Raw genomic sequence first — 19,680 nt, 5'->3', positions numbered from 1 at the left:
ACTTTCAAACTTCAGCCTTTAATCTAATGCCGCTAGCCAAGCAAACAACTAACAGTTAAGCTTAATGAATCTCGCTACATCAAGCCGAATTTAAAAACGGATCATTTTCAATCTTATCATCCATCACTAATCTTTCTTTATTGAACCCGCGTTATTTCAGAGTCGAAGGGATGTTCTCAGCTTTACTCTTGGCCGCAGCGGTATACTCGAAAACTTTGCCGAGACTGACGGAATATAAAACATTGCCGCGCTATTTAATTGTTTTATAAAATTCATGAGCGTGATAGATGGAGCTTTTTATTCTGCCAGGGGTCCACATGTCTGAGCGAAGCGAGTTTGGACCCCAGAATAAAAAGCTTCAGATATCATGCCATGAATTTATAAAACAATTAACAGCGCGGCAATGTTTTATATTCCGCCAGCCTCGGCAAAGTCTTCGAGTATACCGCGACTCAATGATCAAGCCAACTCACCAGTCGAAGTTTGACTGGTCATAGGTATGCCTACTTGCTTTTTGCTGTCGTTATGTTATTATAGAAATAGTCGTCATATCGTTTCTTTTTTCAAAATGAAAGGACTAGGAATATGGCAGTTGGAGCTATAAAAGCAATGCGTGCATATAGCAGTGTTTCTTTTACTCAGCCTCTTAATTATGCCCTTACCAATAATTCCGAGGTATCATCTGCATATGCACAGTCTGTACAAAAACCATCAGAAGTATCTGGTACTATTGACCCTGTAAGTCCTGTCGGATATCCCAATGCTCAGAAGATCACCAAGAAACTAGATCCCACCAAAGCCAGTGCTATGTTCAATGAAGTTGCCAAGTCTTTTAATGGCAGCATAACTGGGTACGGATCCAAAGGAACAGGAAACTCCTACAATACAATTGGACAAAACATCGACATTCTGGTTTAAGAAAATTCACTACCAATTTAAGTATTCATCGCCAAAACTAATCCAGCCACTTTTTTCAAAAATGCACTTCCTGCCTGGCTCAATGCTTTTGCGCTTTCGTCAAGTAATGCTGCTATGACATTTACAATGAACATTTGCATCTAAAGCACACAAAAAAGGATGCCACTTGATTGCTTTTTTGCAATAGCGGCATCCTTTTATCATGTCTTAAGAGTATATTTGGGTTTGAAAGTGGAACACTTTCAAACTTTCATTTCCTAAAATATAGATCACTCTTTCTCGAAAGTGATATCATTAATCTCAATTTCATCATCATCAAACTCAAATCTTGATGTGTAATATGTGTGATAGAATTCGGAATCTTCGAACTCTAAGCCATAGAATACAACATATACATCATGGCCATCATCATAGCAATAATAGGATAATGTCTCATCATCACCATCATTATCATATGTAAGTTCGCCATTCTTGAATGTAAGTGTTACATCTTCTGCGTCATCAGAAACATATGTTCCGTTTGGTCCTACCTTATAGTTCTCTGCATAGTAATATTCTATTCCGTCCATAGTAAGGACCTTTTTCTTCTTGTCATACTTGTAGCTTGCAGATGGATCATCTTCCATATCATCTACAAGATCGTCAAGCTCATCCTGGATATCATCCTCATCCATATCAAGCTCATCTTCAAAATAATCAAGAGCTTCTTGTGTAAATGCAATAGACTTTGAATCTAATACGATCTTGTCCTTTTTAACCTTGTACTTGGCAGTAAACTCTACGCCCATCATGTTAAATGTTATCTTGCTGCCTTCAAAAGTCATAGTTGTATAACCATTAGTGTAAGTGCCCTTTAATCCACTTCCTCCAAAGATTGCCTTTAAGATAAAGATAACTACGATAACAGCAACAATACCTGCGCCGATCATGCCAAGCTGCTTGTTGTCAAGTTTCTTGACAACATCCTTAGCCTTAGTTCCTGCTGCATTCAGGCTCTGACCTGCATTCTGAAGTGCCTGATTCATCTGCTGAGCCTGAGACTTTGGTGCCATTGCTGCTCCGCAGTTAGGACATGTAGATGCTCCTTCAGGTACCTGTGTTCCACAATTTCCACAAAACATGCTTTTCTCCTCCATTTGAGTAATACTTTTTTTCAATCTTTCATACTTTACCATATATCACATACAAAGGCAACTGCGACGCTACATAATAACCACAAAAAACGGTATAAAGGCACCAGAGTCTAAATGCCTTTATACCGCACATTATAACTATTCAGATATAAACATGATCACTTCTTATAATCTGTACTGCCAATAGTAAACTTATCTTTCTTGGCATTAAATGAAAAACTGCTCACATAAGTTTCTTCATAGAAATCAGACTCATCAAATTCCTGTCCGTAGAACAGAACATATACATCTTTTTTATCGACATATACATAGTAACTAAACTCTTCGTCATCACCATCATTGTCATATGTAACAGTGCCATTCTTGAAGGTCATGGTGATGTCATCATCATCTTTGTTTGTATACTTGCCACTTGGGCCTTCCTTGTACTGCTGTGCATAGAACAACTTTTCTTTTGTCTCTTTATTCTTCAGAGTATTGGCTTTCTTGTCATAGACATAGATAAACTCATCTTCATCAACATCCATTTCTTCGAGTAACATCTCTATAAGTGCATCCATATCGTCATCTTTGTATGCATCATACAAAGCCTCGCCATACTCACTGTATTCTGCCATTTCTTCAAGAGAGTCTTCGAGTTCATCCTCATCGATATCTAAAGAATCAGCTACAACTTCCCAGAAATTATCTGAAAGCTCCATTGATTCAGGATCAACGATTATCTGGTCTTTCTTCTGGGTGTACTTAAAAGACATCTCCATACCGGAAAAAGTATAGCTCATACGACCTTTCTCAAAGACAGCAATAAACTCTCCGTTCGTATAAGCTCCCTTAGGTCCGCCACTACCACCAAGAACAAACACTAAAACAATAGCAAGTACTGCAACAGCTACGCAGGCGCATATAATACCTATAAGCTTACCACTTATCTTCTTGGAGGAGCCGTCTTCTGCACCTGTCTGGCTTGTTGATACTCCCTGAGGATTCTGATACTGATTATTCTGATACTGCGCACTCTGTACGGGATCCTGAGTCCGAGATTTTGGCGCCATCTGTGCTCCGCAATTAGGGCATACGCCAGATCCGTCCGGAACCTGTGCTCCACAATTTCCACAAAACATTCTAATACCCTCCGAAATAGTTTTTGAATAGATTAACAACACCATCACTTTAGCGCCATCACCGGATTATAAGCAAGGCAATCCGGCAAGTTACAGAATTATATGTGACGCCTATATCATTATACCACATTTCACTTTATATAATATATAAATGCGCGTTATATAGTATTTTGACTTTTTATTTAGTCATATTATTTATAGTTTCATTGTAACATTCAAGGTATATCCATACCCCCAAAAAAGCCCCCACATAACCAGTGCAACGTCCCCGAAAACATCGTAGGGCATGTACCCTCAAACATACAGAATACAAATTATTGCCACGCTTTTTATCATTTTATAAAATTCATGAGCATGCTAGATGGAGATTTTTATTCTGCCCGGGGTCTGCATGTCTGAGCGAAGCGAGTTTCATACCCCAGAATAAAAATATCCAGATAGCATGCCATGAATTTATAAAATGATTAAAGCGTGGCAATAAGTTGTATTCTGTATGCTTGAGGGTACATACCCCCACGATGTCTTCGAGGACGTTGTGCCATCAAACTATAATTTAGTTTTTGTGTTACAGATTCTTTTTCTGCTGAGCAAGCTCTTCCATCTTCTCATCAGTAAGTATATATTTCTTACGGAACCAGAAGAAAGCGACTACAAGAAGTGCTATAGGAATAAGAGTCATTATCATACGAAGGCCCATCTTAGCGCTTTCCGGAACTGCCAGTGAGAAGTCGATATTGTGCTCTTCTTCCGTTGTAGCAGCATCACTTAAATTAAAGATTCCAAGTGCAACTGAAGCTACAAACGCAGCGATACCGCTTGCAAGTTTAACTACAAAGGTCTGCATAGAGAAGATAACACTCTCATCGCTTCTGCCAAGCTTAACAAGGCCGTAGTCTACAGTATTGGCAAGGAAGATCGTGATAAGTACGTTGTTAACACCACTTGCTGCCATAACAAGTACACCAGGGATAAGGTATATAGGAGCAACTCCAGCGCCTGACATAGCTACTGCAAGGATCACAATATATCCTACAAGAGACATTCCAATACTTACATAGAATATCTTGATACTTGTCATGAATTTTCTAAGGAATGGGAACAGGAACATCATAGCAAGGATCTGTGATCCTCCGCCCACCATATTGAACAGAGTATAGTCATCATACCAGGTCACACCGCCAAGGTCATATTTATAGAAATATATAACAAGGTTAGATGTGATATAAAGTGCCGAGTTCACAAGTACTATGGTGATTACTGCTGCCATTGCCTGATCGTTCTTAAGAAGAGCTGAGAACATCTCGCCAACAGAAGCTGTTTTCATATCAACAGTAGATTTTTCCTTAATAGTAACACAGGTAATTACGATGAATAATACAAATAAAACACCTACAACACCTGCAAGGATCATGAAACCAATTCTCTCAATATCCTTGGCTGACTGACTTGCTGAAAATTGTGATCCAAGCTTTTGTACCAGCTGCATTGTGAAGATCGTTGTAATAGCAGATCCAACACCTGCGCAGCTTCTGGCAAGTGTAGTAAGGCCTTCACGCTCTTTGCCACCTTCTGTAAACGCAGGGATCATTGACCAGTAAGGGATATCCATCATGGTATAGGTAACGCCCCACAGGATATAGAACACTGCTGCCCATGCCGTAAGACCTGCAGCATCAAGTTTAGGCGGACAAGCGAACATCAGGAAAAGAACTACTGCATTAGTAAGTGTACCGATAAGAAGCCATGGGCGAAACTTTCCCCATTTGGTCTTGGTCTTAGCAACGATAACACCCATGATAGGATCGTTAAAAGCATCAAATACTCTGGCTACAAGAAGTATAATTCCCATTGCAAAAGCATTAACACCTATAACATCCTGGAAATAATACAGTACATAGCTGGCAGAAAGCATATATACCATATCTTTACCGACTGCCCCCAGTCCATAACCGGCTTTTTCAACCGCACTTAGTTTTTTGTTATCCATAATCATTAATCCTCTCTTTTAAGCCCCATGGCTATTTTGACTACATTATAAGCACCGTCATAAAGACCGGCTTTCTTATTACTTACGATATTCATGCACATATTTTCAAGGAAGTGTTCGTCCCAAAGGAACATATCCAGCATCTGCACCGTATGTCCCATATCACGGCACTCAAGTGTTCCATCGCCTACTTCAGCAGAGTGGATAGCTCCCCACATCTCATGCTTGCCTACTCTTCTGATAAAGAGCTTTGGAACTGGATAGAACGCCAGCTCTGAAGGCTTGGTAACAAGCACGTCACAACTTCTCATAAGGAGGTTGGTCGCATATACAGCTTCAAATATGTTCTCATGATAGAATCCATGAATACCTGTTATATCGTTTGCAGGATCAAGCGCCTTAGCAGCAAAATCCTCTGTGTCTTCCCAGTTATTCATATGCTCTGATACACATGCTCTCATTCCCGGGATCTCATTTAAAAGTTCATCCCACACATTCCTGTAATCGCCAACATTGACGTATAAGGCAGCCCTGCCTTTCTCAATAGCAGGAAGCAGATGCTTTATGATACCTGCAAAGATTTCTTTCTGAGCGCCTGCTCCTCCAATTGTAAGAAGGAATCTTACAGGTTTTCCGTTCTTTTTTCTATCGATTCTGGCCTGGCAGTCTTTTTCTATATTAGAGACAAGCTCATGATCAATATAATGTCCAGTATAGACAAGTGCCTGATCCGGCATCGGATTACAGGTCTTCTTGCCATTCATTCCATTAAGGATCCTGTAGCCCTGGTATGAATTATGAGTCTGGATCGTATGTACGCTGCCTTCAGATAAGTGAAGTGCCATAGGCCAGTTATCCGGTATTGCATTGACAACATACTTCATTCCTGCATGTATAGCCGCCTGAGCAGGCCATACATGGGTTCCTATAACAGGTATTTCTTTTGGTATATTCTTGTAAACCGGCGCCATAAGCTCAGCGTTCTTTTGATCTGAGCAGTTATAGGACAGTCTTCTGAACAGCTCATAGTTGACAGGTTCCCATACAAGCTTATTGAACACCGGATTCTTAGAAAGCCTTGATCCAAGTGAATACAGCTCGTTCTGGCCTCCTATAAGCTTGGTACAAGTTGTTGCAGGAAAAGAATTAAGATCCAGCCAGTAAGGCTTGTATCCAAGAGCCTTGGCCGCTGAAGCCATCGCCATAGAGATTCTGTAATGGCCAAATCCCATTCTTATGTTGCCTACGATGATTCCTTTTTCAAGGTCAAAAGAAGTATCGCCGCTACCTTCATTAACTCTTATATCCGATACTCCAAGAGACGGGCCTATATATGGATTGTCTACTATCTTCACATCATATGAGGCATTTGAATCATCGCCGTATTTAGCGGCATTTTTTATCTTAGACTTTACAGCACTTTTGTAAGTCCTCTCCGGCATTTCGTTACCAAAGATCACTTTTGCTCTATCCGTCATATCATTCCCCTTTTTGCATTTCTATTATTATTGGCAATTGAACTCTACAGTCCTTGTTTCAAACTCCGTCTGAATAGTAAGACTTGCCTTGCCATTTTTGCCGGTAGTTTTTATATAGCAGCCTCCCATTCCGCCCTGAAGCGACGCAAGTGACGGTCCATATATTTCTATAGGTCCACAGGTCTTGAACATCACAGGTTCACATGCAAAAGGTGCTACGTTACCATTTTGGTCTACTGCTTTTATCCTTACAGCCGCTACATCATAAGTCTCCGCCTCTTTGAGATCTGTATGATCGATCTTTATATCAAGGCGAAGTTCCTTAGACGGTGACTTGATCACCGTTTTGACAACCTTTCCATCTTTAACTGCTTCAAATTTGAACTCAGTGGATTTACCGCCCCAGTCACCTATATATTTATTATATAGTTTGGTGGCATCTTCAAATGTCATATGCTTGATAGTCACAAGCTTTCCAGCTTTCAACGCTCCCTTAAGGCCTATTCCGCCCATTCCAAATCTTGCTGCCCTGTTCATAAGATATTTGATATCATCACACTGCCTTTTTGGTAATGACTCATTTTCTCTTATCTGATCTCCTATATAGTCATCTATAAGCAGCGGACCATGAAGCATATTCTTGTACGGCGAATCAGCTTTTTTGTATTCATGAATGAATATATCGTTTTTATAAAATCTCACACTATCAGCATTGGTGATCATCCATACATCACCTCTGATGCACTCATCATGTTCACCTATATCCATTGATGATGATATTTCAAGGACCGGATGTTCATCTGACTGGCTTTCATATACAGCTGCTGCAAGCTTTGGATTTCTGAACATATCCATAACTCCGTGATAGCATATCCTGTCGCCTGAGCCAAAATCCTTGTGGGTGTTGTAATCAAACATACACCAACCAAAAGAACCTGCAATATCACTATAAGATGCTACCTTATCAATAACATTGGCATGTCTTATTGCATGCTCTGCACGCCTTTTTTCCGTATCAAAGCTCTTGGTAGGGAACATATGCCCGTTATATTCGGTTATAAGATATGCGTGCTTGTCATCATCCGTGATCCTTTTTCTGGGCGCACATCCCGGTCTCTTACCATCATGTGAGAAGTCATTATATGTATATACATCCTCAAAAAGGTGGCTGTGATCCTTGGCTCTTACGCCGCCAGTCTGCCTGCTGTCATCAAGGTTGTGTGCAACCTCATTGGTCTTTTTGTAAAAGTCATCATCATCGACAGATTCATTGATCCTGACGCCCCACAGCATGATGCTCGTATGATTTCTATACTGTGTGATCATCTCTTTAAGATTTATAAGCGCCTGATCCTTCCACTGACTGTCTCCGATATGCTGCCATCCGGGGAATTCCATAAATACCAGAAGTCCCAGCTCATCACATCTTCCAATAAAATCATGTGACTGAGGATAATGAGATGTTCTTACAGCACCTAGAGATAGCTCATTACGGAGTATATTAGCATCCATGACCTGCATGGATCTTGGCATTGCATATCCTGCATAAGCATAGCTTTGATGCCTGTTAAGGCCTCGTATCCTAAACTTCCTGCCGTTAAGATAGAATCCGTCATGTTTGAATAGCATCTTCCTAAATCCAAATCTGACTTCCTTCTCATCTATAACTTCAGTGCCTCTTATAAGTTCTACTCTCAGCACATACATTGCCGGATACAGACTATCCCACAGCGACACAGGAAGTGTCCTATGACTTATAGCCTTGACCACGTCATCCATCTGCGCTGTCCCAAGCAAGGTCTCCTCGCGGTACATATCCGTCTTAAGATTATCTGATTCTATGTCAAAAGCACTTCTTGCACCTGCAGGAATATTAGAATCCCCGGCAAGGCCTGCTTCTGTAAACCTCCTAAGCCTAAGTCTTACATTAAGACTCTTATCTTCCTGTAAAAGAGTTATGGAAGCCTTGATCTTTGCTTCTGTTTTATTAGCAGAAGGTTCTCTATCGTTATAAACATATCCACCTGGGATAATGCCTCTTACAAATATATCTTTTATATAGTTATCAGGCACGATCTGCAATGAAACAGGTCTGTATATCCCTGTATAAGTCATGTAATCAACAACATGTCCAAATGGTGGTACATTATCCTTCTCAGTTCCCGACACTCTTAGAGACAGAACATTGTCCTTATCATATCTGATATGATCGGTGATATCTGCTTCAAAAGCTGTATAACCGCTACCATGACTGCAAATATATATATTATTAATATACACATCTGATACATGAGCCACTGCTTCAAAATGTATGATGATCCTCGACCCCTTCCAGGAAGGATCTGCCTTAAAGCACTTACGATAACCGCATACTTTCTGATATACAGACTCATCAAAATAGTGAAAGCCTGTAACCTTAGCTGTATGCGGAATACGCACAACTTCAAGATCCTTGTCATCAAAAAAATCTGTGTGGATCTCTTCGCTGTAATTATCTGTGAATTTCCAATTGTCATTAAATGGGATATATTGTCTCAAATCAGCCTCTTTCATAAACGTCAATCTGATGGAAACGCTTTTATTACATTGCCGTTTCTATATACTTATTGTACTAATATGCTGCTAAATTAACAAGAAACCAAAATGACGAATTTCGTTTCCACAAATTGTGCACTTTTCCAGCAGATATAGTAGAGATCAATTTTGGGCATCTTGTACTTTTTACTATAAAAAAAAGCCGGAGATCACTCTCCAGCCTTTTATACCATTTCTTTTTTAAAGTTCAAATGAACCTGTTTCCTTGCCATTGGCAACATAATAAACTCTGTTCTCTTCCGGTTTAACATAAAGATCAAGACTCTTAAGATCCTCAGCCTTCTTGCCAAGTTCTAAAGTCCAGAACTCTTTGGCATTCTTTACGATATCATCGTAAGAGATGTTCTTTTCAGCATACTGAAGTTCAATCTTTGTTTTGACTGAAGCAGTAGCTTTCTTTGTAACTGTCTTCTTTGCAGCCGGCTTCTCAGCAGCCTTCTTAACCTGTGCCATAACTTTTCCTCCTCATAGGAAGCCTGTTAAAAGTACTCAGGCCATATTTTTTCTTCTATGCTTACAAAGAAAAATTTACGCTTTTTTGTTAATCTTGTCAAGCCGCGCCGCTACTACTTGTTATAGAAAAAGGATATATGACAGCAAGTTTTCATCCGCTTTCCACTAATGTCTGACTTCAGAATAGCCAAAACCATTGCATATAGCTGTGATTCTGGTTCCATCCTGACACATCTTACAATTGTCATGACTATAAGAGACATAGTCAGGAATGTCGGATTTATTAAAGAGAGTGTTGATCTCATATCCGGCAACTGATGTCCCGGCTGAGAATATTGTAGATACGCCGCTCACATGTCCGCCGTAATACTTGATACCCTCAATAGCTCTTGTTACAGTCGTACCTGTAGTCATAGATGCAAGGAGCAGAAGTACATGCTTCTCATTGACCATCATAAGCATATTGTCACGGAATATAAGCTGGCCGGACTGATCATACTCAGGAGTCACAACATAGATAGTCTTATGCCTGTTCATAGACAGAATTCCGGCTTTGGAGAGTTCATCTGCAAGATATGCTCCGATCACCTCAGTTCCATCCATGCAGATAATGGTATCAATTACTGTTGTAGCCATATAACTCTGACTCATAGCCATAGCTACAGCTCTTGCTTCTGACTGCCTTGTTTTCATGGTAGTCATATCCATATAGTAATTGATATGAGAATTGGGTGTTACGAAATGACCTGGAATAACCTTAAGTGCGATATCCGGGTACTTCTTGGAATAGATCTTTGTATACTCTAACATCACTTCTCCGTTCCGGGAGCAACTAACTCCCATAGACATGTTGATGGATACCAAAGTTAATACAAATATGACAGCCTCTTATATACCGACTGTATAATGATCACATAAATATTTTATCACAATATCGTTTGTTTTTGGTAGAATATATTATTGATATTTTATACAAAAAACGCAGAAGTCTTCATCATATCCTTTTTGCAAAGAAAAGTTTGAAAGTGTTCCACTTTCAAACCCAAATTGATGGCGCGAGCTCCATCAATTTGAACCATTAGCCACTCGCTTAGCTCGTGACATGAGGTTAAAAATGAATCTTCTGCGTTTTATCTATTTTAGAGAAAATAACTTATATAAGCTGACTATACAAAACTGATCATGAAAAATCCAATAGGTGTGTTGCGATCGTAAAATATGCAAGAAGCGATATTGCATCTACGATAGTTGTGATCATAGGGCTTGCCATTACAGCAGGATCAAGGCCGATCTTCTCTGAAAGCATAGGAAGTATGCAGCCTACACACTTAGCTATGATAACAACAAGGAACAATGTCATGCATACGATCAAAGCAATCGAAAGACCTATCTTATCAAAAAGCAGCAGCTTGGCAAAATTGGTAAGAGCAAGTGTGGCACCGCACATAGCAGCAACTCTTATCTCTTTCCAGACAGTTTTGAAAAGATCCTTGAATTCAATCTCATCAAGTGACAGTCCACGAATGATCGATACACTAGCCTGTGAACCGGCATTACCGCCTGTATCCATCAGCATTGGTATATAAGCTGTAAGTACAACATACTTGGCAAGCGCATTTTCAAAGCTTGTGATGATAGCTCCTGTAAATGTAGCACTTATCATGAGCAGAAGCAGCCATGGCATCCTCTTTTTGTAAGTAGCAAATATACCTGTCTTGAGGTATGGCTTATCAGATGGCACGATAGCTGCCATCTTCTCGATATCCTCTGTAGCCTCCTGCTCCAGGATATCCACTACGTCATCGACAGTTATGATGCCGACCATACGATTTTCGTTATCAACTACAGGCATGGCTGTAAAGTCGTACTTCTGTATCTTACGAGCCGCCTCTTCCTGGTCATCCATTGTTCCTATAGAGATGACGTTGTCATTCATGATGTCACCGATGATAGAATCTTCGCTAAGTATCAGAAGATATCTAAGGTCAACGGTTCCAACCAAAACACGTCTTGCATCCAGAACGTAGCAGATATTAACTGTCTCCGAATCAAGACCTATTCTGCGGATTCTCTCTATTGCCTGTCCTATAGTCATATCCTTTTTAAGATCGACATACTCCACCGTCATGATAGAGCCGGCCGAATCATCCGGATATTGAAGCAGCTGATTGATATCCTTGCGCGTTTCAGGATTGGCATGCGCAAGAATCCTCTTAACGACGTTGGCAGGCATCTCCTCTAAGAAATCCGCAGCGTCATCAGCATACAGGTTGTTTACAATGTTTGAAGTTTCTCTGTCTGACAGGAATCGTATAATGTACTGTTGGTCGTCAGACTCAAGATTAGCAAATACTTCAGCAGCCATATCCTTGGGAAGAAGTCGGAAAAGTTTGAGTGAATCTTCATCCTTCATTTCTCCCATCACAAGAGCAACATCGACTTCCTGCATGTCAGCGATGAGCTCACGGAGTTTGGTATACTGCCTGGTTTCGAGGAGATTACGAACGATCTCCTGATAGTTCTTTTCTTCCATGGCTATTCTCCTTTGGTTTTAATGCTGTGCATAATCGGGGCGCAGGGTTGTCGTTACTTGATTTATGACTTTCCTTCATTAAAACCACCTCCTTTACCATGGATTATCCTACAAAATCCGCATAGCGGACCTATGAATCAAACTCGGGTATCCTCATGTAATATAGCATGAATCTGATCCTGGGATTAAAAAGTCAGAAGCAGAATGTGCTTCAACTTTGAAAGGCCGAAATCGTGTTTCAGCTATTCGATAATAACACAATTCCGGCCAAATGTATCCCCATTTTTTTGATTTTTGCAAAAATATTTAATCTTAATTATTTCCCCGCTATTTATTAACGTGATCTCGATATTTTTCTTCGAATTCACTAACAGGAAGCGGCTTGGAATAGTAGTATCCCTGGAATATATCGCATCCAAGTTCACGCAATGACTTGACCTGATGTTCATATTCCACACCTTCTGTAATAACCTTCATTTTAAGTTCATGAGCAAGGCTTATTATGGATTCAAGGATTTTCTTACTCCTTTGCTCATTTTCTGTCTCATGAAGGAATTCCATATCGATCTTTAGTATCTCTGCAGGCATATCTTTTAACAGACTAAGAGATGAATAACCTGTACCAAAATCATCAATCTCAAAATCAAAGCCAAAATTGTTGAGCTTGCCTATAAGAGTCAGCTGCCTTGTAGGTTCTATCATAAGTGCAGTCTCTGTAATCTCAAGTTTGAGCTTGGAAGGTGATATATCATACTTATTCACAAGTCCTGTGAATTCCTTAAATACATCCAAATAGTAGAAATCTTTGGGCGATATATTAACGGATATATTAAGCCTTTCAAAAGGTGTGCCCTTCCATGCTGCCAGCTGCCTCGCCGCAAGCTCCCATACATGAAGATCAAGCTTGTACAGACATCCTGTTTTCTCCAGAATATCTATAAACACTCCGGGAGTTAGTATTCCGCGCTTCGGATCATCCCATCTTACAAGGGCTTCAGCCCCTATCACTTCGCCAAGAGAAGTAACTTGTGGCTGAAGGAATATAACAAACTGATTCTTGTCTATAGCCTGCTCTAATTGATTAGCAACCTGCCTGTCATGGAGGATATCCGACATCATTTTGTCATCATAAGTAACTATAGTATTGCCGGGCTCATCGCAGATGGTGCTGATAGCCATATTGGCTCTATCACACATGAGAGATACTTCCATCTCAGGATTGGTTATATTATAGATTCCGCAATGGATAGTCATGCTGTAATAAGAGCTTGCTATCAGTTTAGACACCTCTGCAAGCTGCTTACTCATGTCAGCAGCATCGTACCTGTCTTTGGCGGTCAGAATAGCGAACTGATCCGCAACTATTCTTGCTGTGACATCTTTTTGATACGTACCTGTATTGATCAAAGCCGCGATCTTCTGGATTATCTCATTACCTTTGTCAAATCCAAACAGATCATTTATTATCTTAAAATCTCGTACGTTAGTGCAGATAAGCATGTAATCAGATCTGGGTTCTTTTTTTAAAGTCTCTTTGACAGCCTCATAGAAACCTTCCTTGTTATAAAGACCTGTAAGCTCATCGTGGGTCAATTTATAATGCTCGGATATAATGGCGTTCTGCTCAGCAGTATGATCAGACATACTATAGAATCCGCCGATCTTATTTCCTCTTCTATCCCTAAGAACGCCTCCATCTATCTGAATATACTTTGTGCCAAGATCTTTGCCTTTTATTTCTTCGATCCATCTGTCGTATATCTTATTACGGCCATCTCTTTTTTCAAGGAGTTCATCTATTTTGGCCTTCAGCGCATCCAGATCATCTGCAGGAATATTGAGAAGTTCAAAAGTTATCTCATTGACAAGTGCAAGATTGCCATCATTATCATAAGCCACAAGTCCGCTGCTTTGCCTCTTAAGAGACTCTTCCATGGTTCCGACCTTGATCTTCTCCGGTACATAGTAACTCATGATGTAATAGTTAAGTATTATCATAAGAGTATTTAGAAAAAGAACTACAGGAACCGGAAAATCCAAATAAAAATTAACTCCAAGTATAGCTTCAAGGCCTCCAAACAAAGCAACTATCGCTATATATCTTATCTTATAGATTCCCTTGGAAGTAACGATCCTTATTATCGATGGCACCATAAATGTAAGCGATATAATAAGGCACACTACATAATGAAAATATGCCGGTTCATGATTTTCTACAAAAATTCCAAGATCGAGGAATCTGACCGGCTTGCCATCAATTACATGTACAGAAAATACAAATCCTGTAAACATGTTGAATATAAGTAAAGCCGTATCTACAACCAAAAGGCCTCTTAGGATATACTCTACGGTTTTAGTTTCATTAGATGGGTATATATAGCTGGTAAAAAGCTTATAGAACATAAAGAATTCATATGCGATGAAGATATAGTACATCGACTCGCACGCCATCACAACACCACTGTATGTAGTGCATGCAATGACTATATTTGCTGTTATCGACAGCATAGATGCCCCAAGCGCCCATACTGAATAGATGCTATAGAGCTTGCCAAGCCTGTTAACAACATATATAGATATGGCATTAACTATTAAGATCAGAAAAAGGCATATAATTGCCGCATAATTAATCATAAAAACCACCCGGTTATTATTGCTGTTTAGGATGTCTTGGATTTTGAGATATGATTCCGATAGATCTTATAATCTCTTGAACCACCATGGCATCATATTGATTGTTCTGAGCTTCGACATTTAGAAAGATCGCACCCTTTTCAGAAGATGTATATCTTGGCGGCAGATGATTAAGCGCAAGATTGGCTATATCCTGTTTGCATTCATCACAGGTGCACACATTGGGAAACATTGTGAGCACATTATCAAGCTTATCTACAACTATTTTTTCCATATAATTTGTGAGCTGCATATTAACCCCTTCTCTACGTAATCACCTTATTCCAAATAACATAGTTCAGCCAGTCGTGATAAGGTAGATCATTTATGCAAGGCAGGCATAGGCGGTGCCTATGTTCCTTATGAAGAACGGATTTATGTTTATATTTATGATCATGTAAAAAAATATGATCATTCCCCGTAAGTTTATCGGTTAATTTCATTGAATTATTAACTTCGCCTTATTCTCATAAGTCCAAAAAAATCCCACACCGTCATCTGCTCAGAATCCGGTGTGGGATTTTAGTATTTATAATAAATATATTCAGTTGATCATCTTACGATGTCTTCATCGCCAAATGGATCTCCGCATTCAGGACAGAACTTAGGAGGATTGGAAGGATCTTCAGGCTCCCATCCGCACTTATCGCACTTATATACAAGAGCTCCTTCAGGTTTCTTCTCGCCGCATTCCTGACAGAACTTGCCCTGATTGAGTTTGCCGCACTTAGGGCAGTTCCATCCAAGCTGAACTTCCTCCGGCTTCTTCTCACCACAGTTCTGACAGAACTTACCAACGTTCTCAGTTCCGCACTTAGCACATTTCCATGTGTTAGCATTTTTAGGCTGCATTGTAGCTGCACCAAAACCGCCATCTGCTGCTGTGTTGTAATTATTAGCAGGTGCCTGTCCATAATTACCCTGGAAATTGTTCATAGCGCCCATGCCTGCATTCTGAGCCATGTTCATGCCCATGAAGCCCATCATAGCACCGTTAGTGTTCTTAGCAGCATCTCTCATAGCATCTGCTGTAGCACCAACCATAGTAGCCTGTGCCATACCAGGATCTCTATTAACTGCAGATTTCTGGATATCCTTGATCATCTTCTCATCTTCTTCAGAAGCCTTTACAGAAGATACACCGAATGATGCGATCTCGATACCGCGCTGATTTCTCCACTTGGATGAAAGCTCCTCGTTAAGAGCCTGAGCAATTTCTGCTGTGTGTCCAGGTATTGCAGAATATCTTACGCCCATGCCTGAAATCTTAGCAAATGCAGGCTGAAGAGCTGTAAGAAGCTCTGACTTAAGCTGTGAATCGATCTGTGATCTGTTGTAATCAGCAGAAACGTTACCACATACATTAGTGTAGAAAAGAATAGGATCGATGATCTTGTAGCTGTACTCACCAAAGCACTTGATAGAGATATCAACATCAAGACCAACGTTCTGGTCTACTACTCTGAATGGAACAGCATTAGCTGTACCATATTTGTTACCCATAATTTCTTTTGTATTAAAATAATATACTCTCTGATCCTTAGGAGCTTCGCCGCCAAATGTAAATCTCTTACCAATGCTTGCGAATGTTGCTCCAATGCCTTCTCCAAGGCTTCCTGAGAAGATTGATGCCTCTGTAGAAGCGTCATATGTGAATTCACCAGGTTCTGCACAAAGCTCAACGACCTTGCCCTGATCTACGATTATCATACACTGTCCGTCTGCTACTGCAATAACAGAACCTGTAGTAATGATATTGTCACTTCCCTTTGTATTAGATGAACGACCTGAAACTCTCTTGCTTCCTTTGGTTACAAGAACATCGTTCGGAATAGACTCACAATAGAAATACTCTTTCCATGAATCAGCAAGAACGCCACCTGCTGCCCCTGCTATAGCTTTAATAAGACCCATTAGAATATCCTCCTTATAATTCCATGATAGCTATACAATTGATAATGTGCCGCATCTGTATAACATTATATCAAAGACATATTAATATTTCATTAATAAATTACAAGGATATAAACCATCTAATTTAGTTTTTACGCTAGAATAAACGATGCTATTTTTTTAAGATAAAGTTTGAAAGTGTTCCACTTTCAAACCCAAATTGGTGTCGCGAGCTCTACCAATTCAAACAATTTAGCTGCTCTCTTTGCTCGCGACATAAGGTTAATGATCAGGTCAAAATATCTTCTTGATATTTTGAGTCTATAGAAATTATAATAGTAGCGGCCAAATTTGGTTAAATTTTTTAAATCAGGATAGATCATTATGGAAAACAAATCTAAAAACCCTTTAGGAAGTAAGAAAATATCAACTCTATTAAAAGAGTTCGCGATCCCCAGTATCATAGCCATGCTTGTTGGCTCTCTTTACAATGTTGTCGATCAGCTTTTTATCGGACAGAATATTGGAGAACTCGGCAATGCTGCAACCAATGTTGTATATCCTTTAGTACCTGCCTGCATTGCAAGTGCTCTTTTATTCGGAATAGGAGGAGCGTCCAACTTCAACCTTGCAATGGGAAGAGGCGAAAAAGACGGAGCCAAGTATTATATAGGTAACGCTGCATCCATGGCATTTCTGATCGGATCTATAATTGCCATATTCTCAGAGATAGCATGTAATGACATGCTGGTATTTTTTGGTGCATCCTCTAATGTATATCCTCTGGCAGAAAGCTATTTAAGGATCACAGCCGTAGGCTTTCCCTTCCTTATCTTCTCTTCCTGCGCCACACATATCATAAGAGCAGACGGAAGCCCCAAATATTCTATGAAGATGAATCTCACAGGTGCTATTACCAATATCATACTTGACTATATATTTATCTTCATATTCGGATGGGGGATGTTCGGAGCAGGATTTGCAACAATAATAGGTCAGATCATCTCAGCTGTAATGGGAGCTGTATACCTTACAAGATACAAGACAGTCAGACTAGATATAGCATCTTTTATCCCCAGATTATCAGTTGTTATCAGTATCGCTTCACTGGGTGCAGCCAACTGTTTCAACCAACTGGCAATGATGGTTCTGGCTATCGTACTCAACAAAAGTCTTAATTACTATGGCGGACTGTCACACTATGGTACAGATATCCCTCTTGCAGTATCCGGTGTATCTCTTAAATGCATGCAGATAATGATGGCCTTTGTGATCGGTCTGTCACAAGGACTTCAGCCTATCGCAAGCTTCAACTATGGAGCAAAACAATATGCAAGGGTTAAAGAAGCCTTGTTTGGAGCCTTAAAAACAGGCGCTGTGATAAGTTTCTTAGGTTTTATCATCTTCCAGGTATTCCCTCATCAGGTTATCGAGATGTTCGGCCAGGGTTCTGAAGAATACTTCGAATTCGGAGTCAGATACATAAGAATCTATTATCTATTCCTGTTTACTTATTTCATACAGCCAATAGTTTCAAACTTCTTCTCAGCTATCGGCAAACCTATCAAGGGAATCTTCCTATCGCTTACAAGACAGGTAATATTTTTCCTTCCTCTTCTTCTGCTGCTTCCAAGGTTCTTCGGAATAAGCGGAATCCTCTATGCAGGAGCAATGACAGATCTTATCGCTGCAAGTGTATGCAGCATCGTAGGACTTAAGGAGATAACAAAGCCACAGTATTCAAAGGCTTCCGATAATTGAAAACGCCATATAATGCAGCAATAAAGACCGTGAGGATTATTCACGGTCTTTTTGATTATCTGATCATGTATACTGAAAGTATTAATCAAAGCATATATCTATGAGGTAGGTGTCAAAAGTTCTTTTTGGCATCTTATGCCAGTCTGAAGTTCTTATATGCTTCCAGCCCCTCAGTAGTCCTTTGGACATATACAATTCCCTTATGTCCTGCAGCTTCCTTGATAAAATCTATAGCAGCTTTCCTCTTTTCAGGAGTAAGTCCCCTAAAAGGTTCATCCATTATCAGAACATCCGACGGAATGCAGCAGGCTCTGACTATACATATACATCTTCTTACATCCTCCGGAAGTTCACAGACAGGTCTTCCCAGATATTTTGTGTCAATGAGCATCTCGAGTTCCTGGGCTGCCCGTCTTTCGGAATATCTGTTATTTACCAAAACAATATTTTCTTCTGCAGAAAAATACTCACAAAGTCTGTCTTCCTGAAATACTACTCCTGCATTGACCCTGTCATATTTATAGTCTCCAAGCAGTGATACGTAGCCCTTATCCGGCTTTCTAAGCCCCAGTACTACATCTACAAGAGTAGACTTGCCGCTTCCTTCAGGGCCTGTAACAGCCCATGTATCGTCTGAACTTATCTCAAATGTCACGTTATCAAGAACTTTCTTGCCATCCAAATTTACAGTTATATTCTTTGCCTCAATTGTCATATTAACCTCTTGCAAGCTTATGCATTTTCTAGTTTTATTAATTCACTTCTTATTTTATATTCATTCTTCTACTTTGCTTCCCTTATTAAGCCGGTTCTTATACATATTTGGAAAAAGAGCCGGAAGATATATATACTTAATTCTTGTCATAAATGACAGATGATATATATCCGCCATCTCAATCATTTTTGGATCAACTTTCATTTTCTTTTTCTCCTTTATCTCTATTTGGATGTTGCTTTTTCAAACTTCCCACTTGGACGATACAACGTCTTCAAAGGATTTGCAGGGACGGGCTGTATATAGATCATTGCCATGCTTTTTAATCGTTTTATTAACTTCATGAGCATGATAGATGGAGATTTTCATTCTGCAAGGGGTCCACCTGTCTGAGCGCAGCGAGTTTGGACCCCAGAATGA

Annotated in this window: 15 protein-coding genes; 2 read left to right on the top strand and 13 right to left on the bottom strand. The window is 39.9% G+C overall.

Annotation, left to right across the window (positions count from 1 at the left end; translation table 11 throughout):
- Nucleotides 1-585 precede the first annotated feature (585 nt).
- Complete coding sequence (locus tag I7804_RS09650) at nt 586-918, top strand: hypothetical protein (RefSeq protein WP_022752958.1); 333 nt, start codon at nt 586-588, stop codon at nt 916-918.
- Between the two features lie 269 nt (nt 919-1,187).
- Here I7804_RS09650 and I7804_RS09645 read toward each other — a convergent pair whose 3' ends face one another.
- From I7804_RS09645 to I7804_RS09595, 11 genes are all read right to left on the bottom strand, one after another.
- Nucleotides 1,188-2,039 (bottom strand): zinc ribbon domain-containing protein, encoded by an 852-nt coding sequence (locus I7804_RS09645; protein WP_248403146.1) that lies wholly within the window; start codon nt 2,037-2,039, stop codon nt 1,188-1,190.
- 170 nt (nt 2,040-2,209) lie between these two features.
- On the bottom strand, nt 2,210-3,172 hold the full coding sequence (locus I7804_RS09640; RefSeq protein WP_248403145.1) for a zinc-ribbon domain-containing protein: 963 nt from the start codon (nt 3,170-3,172) through the stop codon (nt 2,210-2,212).
- Between the two features lie 565 nt (nt 3,173-3,737).
- Nucleotides 3,738-5,165, bottom strand: coding sequence for a glycoside-pentoside-hexuronide (GPH):cation symporter (locus I7804_RS09635; protein ID WP_027204922.1), 1,428 nt, complete (start codon nt 5,163-5,165; stop codon nt 3,738-3,740).
- Nucleotides 5,165-6,637 (bottom strand): DUF6937 domain-containing protein, encoded by a 1,473-nt coding sequence (locus I7804_RS09630; protein WP_248403143.1) that lies wholly within the window; start codon nt 6,635-6,637, stop codon nt 5,165-5,167. Before I7804_RS09630 ends, I7804_RS09635 begins: the two co-directional genes overlap by 1 nt.
- A 27-nt stretch (nt 6,638-6,664) precedes the next feature.
- Nucleotides 6,665-9,175: a glycoside hydrolase family 2 protein gene (locus tag I7804_RS09625; RefSeq protein ID WP_248403141.1), complete on the bottom strand. Its 2,511-nt coding sequence runs from the start codon at nt 9,173-9,175 to the stop codon at nt 6,665-6,667.
- Nucleotides 9,176-9,412: 237 nt separating this feature from the next.
- A complete protein-coding gene (locus I7804_RS09620) occupies nt 9,413-9,685 on the bottom strand; it encodes a DUF6465 family protein (protein ID WP_051199576.1) in 273 nt (90 codons plus the stop codon).
- Nucleotides 9,686-9,850: 165 nt separating this feature from the next.
- Complete coding sequence (locus tag I7804_RS09615; RefSeq protein WP_022752950.1) at nt 9,851-10,495, bottom strand: phosphoribosyltransferase; 645 nt, start codon at nt 10,493-10,495, stop codon at nt 9,851-9,853.
- 370 nt (nt 10,496-10,865) lie between these two features.
- Nucleotides 10,866-12,218 carry a magnesium transporter gene (mgtE, locus tag I7804_RS09610; RefSeq protein ID WP_027215468.1) on the bottom strand — a complete coding sequence of 451 codons (1,353 nt, stop codon included), beginning with the start codon at nt 12,216-12,218 and terminating at the stop codon, nt 10,866-10,868.
- Between the two features lie 327 nt (nt 12,219-12,545).
- Nucleotides 12,546-14,852 carry a putative bifunctional diguanylate cyclase/phosphodiesterase gene (locus tag I7804_RS09605; protein ID WP_248403139.1) on the bottom strand — a complete coding sequence of 769 codons (2,307 nt, stop codon included), beginning with the start codon at nt 14,850-14,852 and terminating at the stop codon, nt 12,546-12,548.
- 16 nt (nt 14,853-14,868) lie between these two features.
- Nucleotides 14,869-15,126, bottom strand: coding sequence for a late competence development ComFB family protein (locus I7804_RS09600; RefSeq protein ID WP_051212129.1), 258 nt, complete (start codon nt 15,124-15,126; stop codon nt 14,869-14,871).
- Between the two features lie 317 nt (nt 15,127-15,443).
- Nucleotides 15,444-16,805 (bottom strand): SPFH domain-containing protein, encoded by a 1,362-nt coding sequence (locus I7804_RS09595; RefSeq protein ID WP_248403137.1) that lies wholly within the window; start codon nt 16,803-16,805, stop codon nt 15,444-15,446.
- 363 nt (nt 16,806-17,168) lie between these two features.
- On the opposite strand from I7804_RS09595, the gene I7804_RS09590 reads away from it, so the two are divergent.
- Nucleotides 17,169-18,545, top strand: coding sequence for an MATE family efflux transporter (locus tag I7804_RS09590; RefSeq protein ID WP_248403135.1), 1,377 nt, complete (start codon nt 17,169-17,171; stop codon nt 18,543-18,545).
- Nucleotides 18,546-18,678: 133 nt separating this feature from the next.
- Here I7804_RS09590 and I7804_RS09585 read toward each other — a convergent pair whose 3' ends face one another.
- Both I7804_RS09585 and I7804_RS09580 read right to left on the bottom strand, forming a co-directional pair.
- Nucleotides 18,679-19,260 carry an ATP-binding cassette domain-containing protein gene (locus tag I7804_RS09585; RefSeq protein ID WP_027204928.1) on the bottom strand — a complete coding sequence of 194 codons (582 nt, stop codon included), beginning with the start codon at nt 19,258-19,260 and terminating at the stop codon, nt 18,679-18,681.
- A gap of 60 nt (nt 19,261-19,320) precedes the next feature.
- A complete protein-coding gene (locus I7804_RS09580) occupies nt 19,321-19,464 on the bottom strand; it encodes a hypothetical protein (protein ID WP_155243817.1) in 144 nt (47 codons plus the stop codon).
- Nucleotides 19,465-19,680: the final 216 nt, after the last annotated feature.

The organism is Butyrivibrio fibrisolvens (assembly GCF_023206215.1).
GTDB classification, from domain to species: domain Bacteria; phylum Bacillota; class Clostridia; order Lachnospirales; family Lachnospiraceae; genus Butyrivibrio; species Butyrivibrio fibrisolvens_C.
Note: the sequence above shows the minus strand (reverse complement) of the source record. Positions and strands in the feature narration are given on the sequence as shown.

Bases quoted from the DNA above. Each gene is read 5' to 3' on its own strand.
- I7804_RS09615 (WP_022752950.1), bottom strand. From the start codon at position 10,495: ATGTTAGAGTATACAAAGATCTATTCCAAGAAGTACCCGGATATCGCA.
- I7804_RS09650 (WP_022752958.1), top strand. From the start codon at position 586: ATGGCAGTTGGAGCTATAAAAGCAATGCGTGCATATAGCAGTGTTTCT.
- I7804_RS09600 (WP_051212129.1), bottom strand. From the start codon at position 15,126: ATGGAAAAAATAGTTGTAGATAAGCTTGATAATGTGCTCACAATGTTT.
- I7804_RS09645 (WP_248403146.1), bottom strand. From the start codon at position 2,039: ATGTTTTGTGGAAATTGTGGAACACAGGTACCTGAAGGAGCATCTACA.
- I7804_RS09590 (WP_248403135.1), top strand. From the start codon at position 17,169: ATGGAAAACAAATCTAAAAACCCTTTAGGAAGTAAGAAAATATCAACT.
- I7804_RS09585 (WP_027204928.1), bottom strand. From the start codon at position 19,260: ATGACAATTGAGGCAAAGAATATAACTGTAAATTTGGATGGCAAGAAA.
- I7804_RS09605 (WP_248403139.1), bottom strand. From the start codon at position 14,852: ATGATTAATTATGCGGCAATTATATGCCTTTTTCTGATCTTAATAGTT.
- I7804_RS09630 (WP_248403143.1), bottom strand. From the start codon at position 6,637: ATGACGGATAGAGCAAAAGTGATCTTTGGTAACGAAATGCCGGAGAGG.
- mgtE (WP_027215468.1), bottom strand. From the start codon at position 12,218: ATGGAAGAAAAGAACTATCAGGAGATCGTTCGTAATCTCCTCGAAACC.
- I7804_RS09580 (WP_155243817.1), bottom strand. From the start codon at position 19,464: ATGAAAGTTGATCCAAAAATGATTGAGATGGCGGATATATATCATCTG.
- I7804_RS09640 (WP_248403145.1), bottom strand. From the start codon at position 3,172: ATGTTTTGTGGAAATTGTGGAGCACAGGTTCCGGACGGATCTGGCGTA.
- I7804_RS09620 (WP_051199576.1), bottom strand. From the start codon at position 9,685: ATGGCACAGGTTAAGAAGGCTGCTGAGAAGCCGGCTGCAAAGAAGACA.
- I7804_RS09595 (WP_248403137.1), bottom strand. From the start codon at position 16,805: ATGGGTCTTATTAAAGCTATAGCAGGGGCAGCAGGTGGCGTTCTTGCT.
- I7804_RS09635 (WP_027204922.1), bottom strand. From the start codon at position 5,165: ATGATTATGGATAACAAAAAACTAAGTGCGGTTGAAAAAGCCGGTTAT.